General features: G+C 43.1%; 12 protein-coding genes and 3 tRNA genes. 7 read left to right on the top strand and 8 right to left on the bottom strand.

The window, feature by feature from the left end; genetic code table 11:
* Positions 1-216: 216 nt before the first annotated feature.
* Entirely contained in the window at positions 217-1,821 is a 1,605-nt protein-coding gene (locus AC57BQ_RS20520; RefSeq protein WP_496408037.1) for a hypothetical protein, read from the top strand.
* A gap of 55 nt (positions 1,822-1,876) precedes the next feature.
* Here AC57BQ_RS20520 and AC57BQ_RS20515 read toward each other — a convergent pair whose 3' ends face one another.
* The 8 genes from AC57BQ_RS20515 to AC57BQ_RS20480 form a co-directional block, all read right to left on the bottom strand.
* Positions 1,877-2,866, bottom strand: coding sequence for a hypothetical protein (locus AC57BQ_RS20515; RefSeq protein ID WP_496408036.1), 990 nt, complete (start codon positions 2,864-2,866; stop codon positions 1,877-1,879).
* A gap of 502 nt (positions 2,867-3,368) precedes the next feature.
* Positions 3,369-3,442 (bottom strand) — tRNA-Cys (locus tag AC57BQ_RS20510).
* Between the two features lie 212 nt (positions 3,443-3,654).
* Positions 3,655-3,727 (bottom strand) — tRNA-Ile (locus AC57BQ_RS20505).
* A gap of 11 nt (positions 3,728-3,738) precedes the next feature.
* A tRNA-Pro gene (locus tag AC57BQ_RS20500) sits at positions 3,739-3,812 on the bottom strand.
* A gap of 194 nt (positions 3,813-4,006) precedes the next feature.
* A complete protein-coding gene (locus AC57BQ_RS20495; protein WP_496408035.1) occupies positions 4,007-4,510 on the bottom strand; it encodes a hypothetical protein in 504 nt (167 codons plus the stop codon).
* A gap of 643 nt (positions 4,511-5,153) precedes the next feature.
* On the bottom strand, positions 5,154-6,713 hold the full coding sequence (locus AC57BQ_RS20490; RefSeq protein WP_496408034.1) for a DHA2 family efflux MFS transporter permease subunit: 1,560 nt from the start codon (positions 6,711-6,713) through the stop codon (positions 5,154-5,156).
* Positions 6,714-6,788: 75 nt separating this feature from the next.
* The gene (locus tag AC57BQ_RS20485; RefSeq protein ID WP_496408033.1) at positions 6,789-7,481 is read right to left on the bottom strand and encodes a ferredoxin reductase domain-containing protein; all 693 of its coding nucleotides are present in this window, start codon (positions 7,479-7,481) and stop codon (positions 6,789-6,791) included.
* A 76-nt stretch (positions 7,482-7,557) separates the two neighbouring features.
* Positions 7,558-8,412, bottom strand: a complete 855-nt coding sequence (locus AC57BQ_RS20480) for an AraC family transcriptional regulator (protein ID WP_496408032.1) — start codon at positions 8,410-8,412, stop codon at positions 7,558-7,560.
* Positions 8,413-8,605: 193 nt separating this feature from the next.
* On the opposite strand from AC57BQ_RS20480, the gene AC57BQ_RS20475 reads away from it, so the two are divergent.
* From AC57BQ_RS20475 to AC57BQ_RS20450, 6 genes are all read left to right on the top strand, one after another.
* Positions 8,606-9,067, top strand: a complete 462-nt coding sequence (locus AC57BQ_RS20475) for a DUF1801 domain-containing protein (protein ID WP_496408031.1) — start codon at positions 8,606-8,608, stop codon at positions 9,065-9,067.
* A gap of 238 nt (positions 9,068-9,305) precedes the next feature.
* Positions 9,306-9,881: a TerD family protein gene (locus tag AC57BQ_RS20470; protein WP_090470126.1), complete on the top strand. Its 576-nt coding sequence runs from the start codon at positions 9,306-9,308 to the stop codon at positions 9,879-9,881.
* Positions 9,882-9,980: 99 nt separating this feature from the next.
* The gene (locus tag AC57BQ_RS20465) at positions 9,981-10,649 is read left to right on the top strand and encodes a TerD family protein (protein WP_496408030.1); all 669 of its coding nucleotides are present in this window, start codon (positions 9,981-9,983) and stop codon (positions 10,647-10,649) included.
* A gap of 50 nt (positions 10,650-10,699) precedes the next feature.
* Positions 10,700-11,476, top strand: coding sequence for an HAD family hydrolase (locus tag AC57BQ_RS20460; RefSeq protein WP_496408029.1), 777 nt, complete (start codon positions 10,700-10,702; stop codon positions 11,474-11,476).
* A gap of 159 nt (positions 11,477-11,635) precedes the next feature.
* Entirely contained in the window at positions 11,636-12,478 is an 843-nt protein-coding gene (locus AC57BQ_RS20455) for a phosphoribosyltransferase family protein (RefSeq protein ID WP_496408028.1), read from the top strand.
* A complete protein-coding gene (locus AC57BQ_RS20450) occupies positions 12,468-13,022 on the top strand; it encodes a TerD family protein (RefSeq protein WP_496408027.1) in 555 nt (184 codons plus the stop codon). The genes AC57BQ_RS20455 and AC57BQ_RS20450 overlap by 11 nt, the downstream gene beginning before the upstream one ends.
* Positions 13,023-13,025: the final 3 nt, after the last annotated feature.

The raw sequence follows: 13,025 nt of genomic DNA, 5'->3' as shown, positions 1-13,025 counted from the left end.
ACTAGTTTATATTTTTCATGTATTCATATGTGTTTGGTGTTTGCATATGTTATTGATAATTAGTTAATTAATGGTATTTTCAACGAGCTGTTGATTTATATTTTCATAAGACAGCCTGGCTTTTGCTGCGTATTACGCTATATACTTCTCTCCTTTGTATTAATACCTGGCCACCCTAAGCCCGGTAGCTGTAACCAATTAAAAACCAATTACCTTATGAAAAAGCTCACTATCTGTATGCTTATGGCCATGCTATGTTTTGGCTGTAAGAAAAATTCATCGGAAAACCGGCCCGACGAGCCAAATTCCATCAAAAACAAAACGCTTGCCGCCGTTCCGGTGGGTAAATCCACCTCCAAAAAGATCTTTATGCACTGGATGCCCTGGTTTGAAACGCCCGAATCAAAAGGCGCCTGGGGTTATCACTGGAAAATGAACACCCAAAATCCAGACATCATTACTAACGGTCGCCGGCAAATTGCCGCTTATTATTACCCGCAAACCGGCCCCTATGCATCGGGCGATGCCGATATTATTGAGTATCAGCTTCTGTTAATGAAATATTCGGGCGTTGATGGGGTCACTATCGATTGGCCCGGCACCCGTGTACTTTATGATTATCCGGACAATCTCAATAACTCCAACGCCCTCATTGCCAAGCTGAATGCGGTGGGTCTGCAGTTTTCTATTGTGGAGGAAGACCGCAACTGGGATGCCGGCCAAACCAGCGGTGCTCATGGCGATTTTACCTACATGCAAAGCAACTATTTTAACCAGGGCAATTACCTCAAAGTGAACAACGTACCCGTAGTGCTCAATTTTGGCCCGATAACTTTCCATTCATCAAGCGAATGGGATCAGATCCTGGCCGGATTAAATCCCAAACCCAAAGTTATCCCACTGTATGGTTTTACCAGCCAGGTTGGTGCCAACAACGCGGGTGGCGAGTTCCCCTGGATATACCAGGATCACCCAACCGTAGTGAATAACTATTACGCGCAGGCATCCAGTTTCCCCATCTCGGTTGGGGTGGTTTATCCGGGCTTTAACTCCTTTTACGCGGCCGGCGGGGCCAGCGGGCCAACCTGGCAAATCGCCTATAACGGCACTTCAACATTTGGTACTATGCTGGATAAAGCCCTGGCATCGAGCGTGGGTATTGTTCAGTTTGCTACCTGGAATGATTATGGCGAAGGCACTATGATCGAGCCAACCGTTGAGTTTGGTTATGGCTTTTTAACTACCATGCAGCAAAAGCTGGGGGTACCTTATCACCAGCATGAGTTGGAGCAGATCTACCGCTTGTATCAATACCGTAAGCAATACAAAGGCAACTCTAGTGTGCAAAATCAGTTAAACCAGGTGTTTACTTATTTTGCCAATGTGCAACCAGCTAATGCCGAAAACCTGATGAACACCATCAGTGGCGGCACCACGCCTCCGGTAACTACCGGCGTAAGTATCAAAAACAAATGGCTGAATACTTACCTTTACGAAGATAACGGGCAGGTAAAATACAGTTCGTCAAGCACCGTGGCCAATGGTAAATGGGCAACGGAACAGGTTAACGGCCATACACGCATCAAAAATGTAAGTACCGGTCATTACCTCAACATCGAACACCTGTACAGCTATGCCGAAAGCACCGCTGTTCCGGATAGCTTTTACAGCAGCTATTGGGTGCTGGAAGATTACAATGGTTATAAACGCCTCCGTAACGAGTGGCAGAATACCTACCTGAATCTCGAAAATCAAAGCGGGTTTGCCCAGTGTACCGCTATCGGCGCTACTGCTGAAAGCAGCCAGTGGACGGTTAATTAAGTTTTTATCAATATACCGGGCAAATTATTGTCCGGTATATTGTTTTGATTTACTTCTACTTCAGTTTCGCGGTCATATCAAAATGATCAACTGTCATGCCCGATGGTAATTTATTAAAAGCCGAGTATAGCACGTATTTTTTGTCCTGATCAATACCGGGTAAAGTTTGGTTGATCACTTTTTTGATGTTCTCATTTTCCTGTTTGATAGCCGTGGTATCTTGTACTTTGATGGATGATATATAGTAGATCATCGGGAAAACACCCTCGGGCGTGGTCTGGTTAAATATCCGGATGATGTACGGATGGCTTGATACCTGTTTAATAGCCAGCGGGAATCTATACAGGCCATAGGCTTCCTTTAAAACCTTATTATAAAAACTGCTCATCTCCTCTTCGCTGTTGTATTTCCACAGATCGCTGGGGCGCGAGCAGTCTATGGCCGATGATGATATATTTAAAGCATCTATTAAAAAACCTTTGTTATAGCACTGCTGGGCCTGATCATGCAGTTCTGGGGCCGTTTTGCCATTAACTTTATAGCGGCTCACATCCAGCTGACTCAGTTTCCATCCATAATCATATTTGCAGTAAACCGCCGTGATCATGTCCTGGTTGGCTATAGATTTATTTTTAGGTACAAAAAAAGCCAGATACATTTCGTGTGTAGCACCCTGGTAGGTTAGCGAATAACCAGTAGGGCCCTTAATGCCCGAACTGATGGTATCGCCACTTATATAGCGGTTTACCACATAATATTCGTCAAGCAGGGTATAGTCGGTAGCTTTTACACGGTTGCTCACGAGTTCTATTTGTCTGTTTTTGCTGCGGGTATCAATAAAATCCCTCGACATGATGTTCTCCAGGTCTTTTTCATTGTTCACTTTCAGCTGTTTAAGAAGCTCGGCGTTAAGCTGGTGAAATTTATCCGGACTGCTGATCTGTTCATTTTTCCAGCTGCCGGGTTGGGTAGGTTCGCAGCTTTGCAGGGTAACCGTAATCAGCAAAAGGCCGAGCACCTGCGATAAGGATGGTTTGAATTTCATCGTTAATGTTAATTAATTAGGAGGTACTATTTTAATGATTTGCGGGCAGATTGCCAAATATCCGGCGAGGGTATTTCAAATGCTAAAATCCGTATCCGAAAACTTTTTAAAGTTTTATTTTAACACTTTTTGCCTCAAAAACGACTGAAAACGAGCGAAAAACTGCTCAAAACTCATTCAAAACCATCGATTTTAACACTTTTTAACAAATTTTTACACGGTTTTGACAGGTTTAAAAAGTATTAATAATTTGATTGTCAATGTGTTGAATGAAAAACGGTGTGATTTGGGACTATATTTCTCCTTAACAGAACGGCCCGGATTTCCTTTTTATAGAAAAACCGGGCCGTTGATATATACAAATATAAGCATTTAAGTCCGAAGTTTTATTTTCCGGTACTCATACTTTTGTCATCCTGAGGAACGAAGGATCTTCTTCAATATGTCCTGTTGTATAACAGATGCTTCACTCCGCTCAGCATGACAAAGTAATTAAAAAATGAGGCCGGTACAAGATTCGAACTTGCGGACATTCCTTTTGCAGAGGACTCCCTTGAACCACTCGGGCAACCGGCCATTTTTTTTGTTATATATTATAAATTACAGAAATTTCTGTAATTTATCGCGCACTTCGCCCTACCCGGCGCAGGCCGGTTAAGCAGTAACAGATCAAGGCAAAAAGCAACACCTGTTGTTTTTGAATAAACTGTTTTCCTACGTGCGTTGGAACCACGACTTTCAGATACAGAATCTGATGTGCTGCCCTTGCACGCAGGAAAATAAACCCGTGGAAATAAAAGGACTTGAACCTTTAGCCAACACCGTATAAGGGTGCTGCTCTAACCATTGAGCTATATTTCCTTTATAATCAGTAGGGTAACCTGGACTCGAACCAGGAGCCTCTCCGCCCCAAACGGAGTAATCTGACCAATTGATATACTACCCTGAATTTTCTCCCTAAAGCAAAAAATCCCCTTAGATTTGTCTAAGAGGATTCACGCATTTGATTATATTTTATTCAATACATAGCTATCCCCTCCGATAAATCGGTTGCGGTATACAGCATAGTATTGTTGTTGTTTTCATGGCACAATGATACACAATTATTTTATAAATCAAGAAATTTCTGAAAAAAAAATATTATTTGTAATCTGCCTCACCCTCTAATAACTCCAGCAGTTTATCCTTTGCTTTAATACTTTCATATTTAAATGCACCTATCATCATGCCATAGCCAAATAGAAACATCAGTAAGGCGAAGAGCGGGGGCGGGGAAAATTTATTTGCAGTAGCCCCTGTTAAATATGTTATAGCGCCAAAACCTACCATGCCAAACCAGATACACATAAACAAAGTAACTAGTAGGTGCATATGCATGATAACATGTATCCGGCTGCCGGTCAAATAACTTTCGGTAGAGCCTTTGATGATAGGCAGGAATGAATTACGATTAAAAATTATTCGTATGATCCGGAAACTGCCATCTTCCGCGTACCCTTTAAAGAAATAAGCTGATTTACGAACGAATAATTTTTTAAAGCTAAATGGTGTGTAAGGCTCAATTTCGGTTTCCAGGCGCTCCTGTACTTCGGCAGGTTTTAGTTGGGTAATGATATAGAAATTTTCGTACGGTAATAAATTCATGATAAGGATGTGTAGGCTAAAGTTAATTATTTATCGGTAATGGTAGCTTTTGCCCCAAAGGCCCTCCTGAAAGTTTTATCATAATATCCGCTTTAACATCTCTTCCGATAAATCCGGCGATATCAGAAGTATTTTTATCCCTTTCATAAATAAAATAATATTTTCTTCATAAAACCCTTGCAATGAGTAAGTTTTATGCTTAAATTTATATAACCAATTGCTCTAAAACCTTAATTTCAGGAGGATTCGTCATGAAGAAAAAAGCTACGATAGTTCCTCAGCCTGATAAGACTGAAGCTACTCACCCAGAATTGCTCGCCAATCACCCCAACAATCCTAAAATGTATCGCGATCATAAAGTATGTGATCATTATACACATGGAAGGACTAACAAATTTCCATTTGGCAGCAGCCACGGGCCAGCCTGTTTTTAAAGGCCCGTGTTTATAAAGTATTTATTGTGCAGGTGCGTACTGGCACCTGGTTTGCTTCTTCGCCCCTTGCCGGGTGAAAGATCCCATGTATTTGATGCGTATTCGCTGTCTACTTATGGAAGCATTAATGCCGGTCGTGCCCACACCAACGGCATTATTTTGCGTTATAAATTAGTGCTGCGGTAACATAACCCTAATTCGTGCCGTCTTTAATGCGCATCGGGTATAGTTACCTTTACAGCTTTTACTTCCTTCCTTTTTTTAATGGTGATGATCACCAGCGGGATACAGCAGGCATTTAAAATAGCCAGCAGCAAAAACGCATCCATATAGCTTAGTAAAAAAGTTTGCCTTACTACGATGTTTTCCAGCGCGCCGATAGATTGCTGTATGGCACGCAGGTAATTGGAGCCATGTGCCATAAAATTCTGGATAAGGGATTGCTGCCGCATGATGGTTTGCGGGTCCGAAGCAGTAACATGCGTAATTAAGGCGGTTCGGTTGGCAACTTCCCGGTGTGCGATGTAGGTGTTAATTAAAGCAATACCAAATGAGCCACCCATTTGCCGCATCATGTTGTTAAGGGCCGCTCCCTGCGGTATCTCTGCCGGTTTCAATTCTGATACGGCCAGTGCTGTTAATGGGACAATCAACAATGCCGCGCTAAGTCCCCGGAAAATTAGGGGAATAAAAAAGTAAGCGCTCCCGGTGGCCAGATTTGATCCCGACATGATGTAACCAAACGCTGCCGAAAGTCCGAACCCCAGAATGATCAGGTATTGCGGCCGCAGACCGCTTTGCAGCATCTTACCCAAAAAAGGCGAGATCATGGCTGCCATCAAGGTTCCGGGCAGCAGCATGGTGCCGGTTTGGAAAGCGGAGTAGCCGATGATGCGCTGCGAAAACAAAGGAAAAACAAACACATTGCTAAACAATCCGAAACCCAAAACAAAGGTCATGATAGCCGAAATAGACAAGGTGGTACTTTTTAACACCCGCAGGTTAATTACTGGGAAAGGGATCCGCAGCTCCCACCAAATGAGGGTGGCTATTGACAATATCGAAATGATGGTGAGAACCAGGATGTAGGTTGCAGAGAACCAATCGTCGGTTTGGCCGCGCTCCAAAACTACCTGGAGCGAGCCTACACCTACGGTGAGCAGGAAGATACCGAGCCAGTCGATACTTCGCCCATCCGCTGATTTTTTGGTAGGCTTGAGGTAGATGTAGGATAGCAGCGCCGCTGCGATCCCGATAGGGATATTCACATAAAAGATCCATTGCCATGATAAATTATCTACTATGTAGCCGCCCATTACCGGCCCGATAGAGGGGCCGATAATAATACCCAGGCTGAATATACCACTGGCGGTTGCCCGCTCTTTAGCTGGGAATGTTTCGAACAGGATAGATTGTGAAGTTGACAGCAAGGCCCCGCCGCCGATACCCTGCAGGAAACGGAAAGCCACCAGTTCCCATAAATTAGTCGAGAACCCGCACATGGCCGATGCCAGTGTAAATAATAAGATAGAGCCAATATAGTATTGCTTCCGGCCGATCTTTTCGGCTAAAAAGCTGGTCATGGCGATGATGATCACGTTGGCAATGGCATAAGAAGTGATCACCCAGGCGGTATCTTCCAGTGAAGCGCCTAAGTTACCGCTCATGGTATTGATGGATACGTTAACGATGGTAGTATCAATCAGCTCAATAATAGTTGAAGTGATGATGGTGATAACGATGATCCATTTTCTGAATCCGGTTTCCATAAAGGAGATGTATATAATTTTAAATAAATAGAAGCTTTGTAATGTATTCGAATGGAATTACCGTAATTGGACAGTTCATGACCAGAATTTTTTTGCCTGGATGTTAACATGCCCCAGGTTTTTTAATAAGGTGCGCAGTTCCACAACCAACTCGCGATTTCCCGTGAGATAAAATGAAGTGTGCGCGGTGCAATAACCCTGCTTTAGCAGCCAGTTAGCCAGTTCGTGGCGGGTTGTGAGCGTACTAACCGGCGACCGGAAATAATCCTTCACCAATTGCCCGGTGTGCGGGCTATCCAACAGTACGGCACCGTCAAAACGGATCCCGGGCAAAGTGAGTTGCTGTAAGGCCAGCAAGTGCCCCAGGCTACTGGCATCGCCCAGGCCCACAACCAGGTTGGTAGGATGGGGTGACTGATGCGTATCGCCAATCTTCATGTATTGAACAGCGTCGCCGGCACGGAGTTGCGCGGCCCAGCGGCTGCCACAACCTTCATGTGTGATATCAACCAACAGCGAACAGGTAGCCGTTTCGGCATCCCAGCCAAATGGCGTATAATCCCGAAAGCATAATTCATCAACCTTGAATTTGATATAAGGTATTTCGTTCCAAAGCCGCATATCGGCCAGGGGTAAATGCAGGTCGATCTCTATCATAGTAGCGGGTTCCCAAACACGCACATCCAGCACCTGCCCGGTTTGGAGCAGTTGTGGTCCGAAGTATTTTCCCGCTTTGTTTTTTATTTGTTGTAAAATAGATGTTTCCATGTAACATATTTTTGATGATACAAAGAAACTTGCTTTTTAAGTATAATAAAATGGCGACTTTGGCGTAATGATAGGACTATTTACGGTATTGTTCGCGAAAGGCGACCGCGGAAGTGCCCGTTACTTTACGAAACAAGCGCGAGAAATAGGAATGATCGGTATAACCCAAACTATGGGCTATCTCTTTAACTGTGAGCTGACTATAGTATAACAGGCGTTTGGCTTCCATGGTTACTTCCTGCTGTATCCAGTAACTTACCGGGAACCCGGTGATTTTTTTCAACGCTTCGCTCAGGTAAGCTTCGGAAACGTTTAACATAGCCGCATAATCGGCAGGACTTTTATTGGATCGCAATTCGGCCATCAGCAGATTTTTAAACTGGCTGGTAAGCTGAGCCGGGCGGGATACTTTTAAATTTGTACCGGAATGCCCGTTATAGCTACCCGCTGCAATGGTTAAAAAAGATTTTAGCAGGGCATGGATGGTTGTTGCATAAAACGGATCGGTATCATCTTCGTTATATTTTTCCAGGAGTAGTACTAACAGGCTTTGATATTGCCTGAGCCGGATGTCATTAAGTACATAAGGTTGCTGCAGGAACAGCTGCCCTTCAAATACATTCCGGCATGCAGGCGGTATCAACGAGGTATCAACCCCAATAAACCAGCCATCTGTATGTTCGTTACGGATGCGTTGATGTACCTGGGTTGGCAGGATATAATACAGCATACCGCCAGATAACTGAACTTCGTTGAAATCGATCATCAAAGAACCGGAGCCCTCCTCTATCAGAAAAAAAATATAATGATCATCCCGGTGCGCTTCAAGTACGCGCGGGTCCATCTCCACGGGGTCGCCCTTTTTAAAATGCTTCAGGTGTAAGCCAAAGTCGGTTCTGTCCTTTAATAAATGAAGAGGGATGTTGCTCATTGTTCAAAAGTAATCATTTGAATTAGGGTTGTACGTTTTAGGTTATACGTTGTATGTCAAAAAATAGGGAAACGTACAGCCTAAAATACAGGTAATAAATAATCATACATTAGGTATTTTGGTAGTTAAATATTTGCGACTTAACTTTAGTAACAGTTCCTGTCAGGAGCTAAAAACATAAACCAGTACCGATATGCCCATAGAAGAAAAATCCAACTTGTTGAAATTTCTCACACCCTTTCGGTCTGATGTGCAGGAGCGGGCGCTGTGGCTGCGCGATTTTGTTTGGGACCTGTTTCCGCAGGCCAACGAGCTCATTTATGATAATTATAACGCGCTGGCTTTTGGCTGGTCGCCTACAGAAAAGGTGGGGCATACCTTTTGTTCCATCGCTGTTTTTCGCACAAACAATAACCTGCAGTTTGGCTTTTACCATGGCGCCGATCTTACCGACCCCGAAAAATTGCTGATTGGCAATGGTAAGCAATACCGGTACATTACCGTTCCGGATGTTAAGGCGTTTCCTGTTATTTATATAAGGCAGCTTTTGCAGGAGGCCTGGGTCAATTCGCTCAAATTGGTAAAAGACCCGAAACAATTGATGCAGGGCAAAACCATTACCAAATCAATTTCGGCGAAGCAAAGGGGGAAATGATCTTTCCGGCTCATCCATCATTACGGAAATTCCTACTATGATCATCCTGTAACATTCTTCATTTTCCTTAGTCACAATCCTCAGATGTAACCTAACAGATTTGTTATACTGTTTAGGATGCACGGATTAAAAAAGGATATATCTTAGACTAATATTTAAAATATCAATTCACGAACAAAACAAACCTGCCCCCCGCAATATTATACGGAAGCGCAAGTTTTAATAAAATACTTTTAACATGGCTATCAACTTACAGAAGGGACAGAAAATAGATCTCGGTTTATCAAAAATGACAGTTGGTTTGGGCTGGAACCCGAACGAAGGTACAGGTTATGACTTTGACCTGGATGTATCGGCAATTATGATAGACGAGAATAGGTTTGTTCCGCAGGATGAATTTTTTGTTTTTTATAATAATGTGGACTCGCCCGACTCTGCCGTTCACCATACCGGTGACGATCCATCGGGCGGTAACAGCGACGGCGGCGATGATGAATCCATCAACGTGGATTTGACCAAAGTAGATCCCAAAATACAGGAAATATTATTTGTAGTGACCATACACGAGGCGCAGCCCCGCAGGCAAAACTTTGGCCAGGTACGCGACTCCTACATCCGTATTATTGACGACCTTACCGGCAGCGAAGTATGTAAATATGAACTGGGCGAAGATTTTTCGATTGAAACGGCTATTGAGTTCGGCAGGCTATACCGCCGCGGCGGCGCCTGGAAATTTGAAGCATCGGGTGTGGGTTATAAGGAGGACCTGGCCTTCTTTTTAAGTAAATATTTTAAAGGACAGATCATTAAGTAAGACCTCACCCAACCCTCTCCAAAGGAGAGGGCTTTGAAAATGTTTTTTGAAGTCTCCTCCTTTGGAGGAGATTTAGAGGAGGTTAATAAACTATCAACTATGGCAATTAATTTAGTAAAAGGTCAAACAATTGACCTGCGTAAAAATGATAAAGGCGAAAGTTTTGATCTGTCGTCGGTTACTATTGGCTTAGGCTGGGATGTAAAACAAAGCGGCGGTGGCGGCTTTTTGGGCAAGCTTTTTGGTGGTGGCGAAGAAGCCGAGTATGACCTGGATGCTATCGCTTTTCTGCTGGATAAAAACGGGCTCGTGGCCAACCGTGGTCGCACCTTTGAAAAACCAAACGGCAACAAAGTAAGTTTGTACGAAGGTGATGTGATCTACTTCAATTCCATGCGGCACCCATCGGGTCATATCTGGCTTACTGGTGATAACCGTACCGGTGCAGGTGATGGCGACGATGAGCAGATCATCGTAAAGCTGGATTCTCTTGATCCAAAATTCGACCGCATCCTTTTTATTGTGGCTATATATCAGGGACGCAAAAACAATCAGCATTTTGGCATGGTTGATAACGCTTTTATCCGTGCGGTAGATAATCACGGCAAGGAGATAGCCAAGTTCAGTCTCTCGGGTGATTCTACTTACAACGGTATGTGCTCCATGACCTTTGCCGAGGTTTACCGTAAAGATGGCACCTGGAAATTCCGCGCCATAGGCGAACCGCACAACACCGATAATTTTTTAGAAATATTGAAACAATATTAAAGGTTGCGTGGATCGGGTTGCGAGGTTCGGGGCTTAAATGGTATGCCTTTATGTTCCCCGCAACTCGTAACACGCAATTCGACCTCCTTAACACGCAACCCGACCCTCACAACCCGACCCTAATGTTCTACCAGCACTATTCCTTTGATCTTTGGCTTACACTGATCCGTTCTAATCCTGACTATAAAATTCAACGTACCCGCATCTTTCACCGCGATTTTAACCCATCTGGTAAAGGTATCGATGAAGTGGCTAAGGCATTCCGCACAGTGGATCTGATGTGCAATGCCGTTAACGAACGTACCGGAAAAAATATCGACGCTGAGGAGATGTTCCTGATGGTGATCAGTCTGATCAATGATAACCAATTGAATTTGAATGAGATTGATACTGCCAAGCTTTACGCCGATATGGAAGCCCTGGTGTTTAACTACCTGCCTACGGTTTACGAGCCTGTAACAATTGAGGTGTTGGATAATCTAAAACAAAAAAGCGGTGCCACGTTTAGCTTGCTAAGCAACACCGGTTTTATAAAAGGAGCAACATTAAAAAAGGTACTGGCCGAATTAAAGATGGATAAATACTTTGATTTTCAGCTGTACTCAGACGAGGTTAGCATGTCGAAACCCAACCTGGAGTTTTTTAATTTGATGCTGCAAAACATTAAACAGATCAATAAAGAAAAAGATATAACTTTAGCAGGCATTATTCACATTGGCGATAACCCTAAGGCTGATATTGAAGGTGCTACAGCGGCCGGCATAAAAAGTTTGCTTGTCAATTCAAACAACACATCCATTTCTTCATTATTAACTTATTATAGATAAAAGGATTTTTGGAACAAAGATTTTGAGAGCAAGGAGCAAGGATATTTGGAACAATGATTTTATAGGAACAAAAGATAAATATTGAAAGATAAAAAAATCCTTAATCCAAATATCCTTGCTCCTTGCTCCAAAAAAAATCACTAATTCAATAATTATTTAATGAACACTACTTATTCATTACATCATATCAACAATGCGCAGGCATTTGGGTTTAACCCTGATGATTACAGCCGTTTTAAGTTTGGCGATGATGCTGTGGCCAAATATTTTGGCACTCACCTGGCCGATGGCTTTATCAGGGACTACCTCACCGAAAATCCCATCAAGCAGCAAATTGTAGTGATATCAAGCCCGTACTCGTTTATCCCAACGGCTACCTTCGCCATGAAAAACTGGTTTGTGGCCCGGCTTAACCGCTGGCTGGCCCGGTATGCTTACCCGGTAGTGCAGGAAACCAAGGTTCATCGCACCATCACCTATAAAGAAGATTATGGCGAACTGGATGCCGAGCAAAGGATGAACCTGATCGGTAATGATTCATTTCATATCGATAAGGATTTTTTGGAGGGCAAAACGCTGATATTCCTGGATGACATCAAAATAACCGGCAGCCACGAGCGCATGATCATGAAAATGGTTGATGAGTATGGCCTCGGCAACGATATATTCATGCTGTATTTTGCCGAGCTGGTGAACAAAAACATCCACCCCAATATCGAGAACCATTTAAATTATCACCAGGTAAAAAATATTTTTGATCTGGATGGCATCATCAAAAGCAATAATTTTTGCATCAACACCCGTATCGTAAAGTATATTTTAAATTACGATTTTGAGAGTTTTTGTATTTTTATTCAGGATCAATCAATTGATTTTATAAACTTGCTTTATGATATGGCGCTGGGCAACGGTTACCATACCATCGAAGCTTATGCACTTAACCTGAACTTCATAAAAGAAAACCTATTTTTAAATCATAAACTAATTCAACATGGCAATTAACTTGCAAAAAGGTCAGCGGGAAAGCATTAATGCCCCCCAGTTTACCATTGGCCTGGGATGGGATACCAACAGTTCTTCAACAGGGAGCGCGTTTGATTTGGACGCTTCTGTTTTTATATTGGGCGATAACAAAAAAATTATAGCCGACGAATATTTTGTTTTTTACAACAATCTGAAATCGCCCGATGGCGCGGTTGAGCATACTGGTGATAACCTGACTGGTGCCGGTGATGGCGACGATGAGCAAATTAAAGTCGACCTGTCAAAAGCCGATTCCAAAGTATCTGAAATATGCATTGTGGTAACCATCCACGAAGCCGAGGCCCGCAAACAAAACTTCGGCCAGGTACGTAACTCTTTCATCCGCATATTTGACGCCGCCACCGGTGCCGATATTTTAAAATACGAGCTGGAAGAAGATTTTTCGATAGAAACTGCTGTTGAATTTGGTCGTATCTACAAAAAAGATAACAACTGGAAGTTTGAAGCTGTAGGCGTTGGCATGAAAGGCGGTTTACAGGATTATTTAACCAAATACCAATAATAT

It is taken from the genome of Mucilaginibacter sp. BGA-UO-ETr-C110, assembly GCF_059567985.1.
The sequence above is the reverse complement of the archived record's forward strand: the minus strand, read 5'-3'. Positions and strand labels throughout refer to the sequence as shown.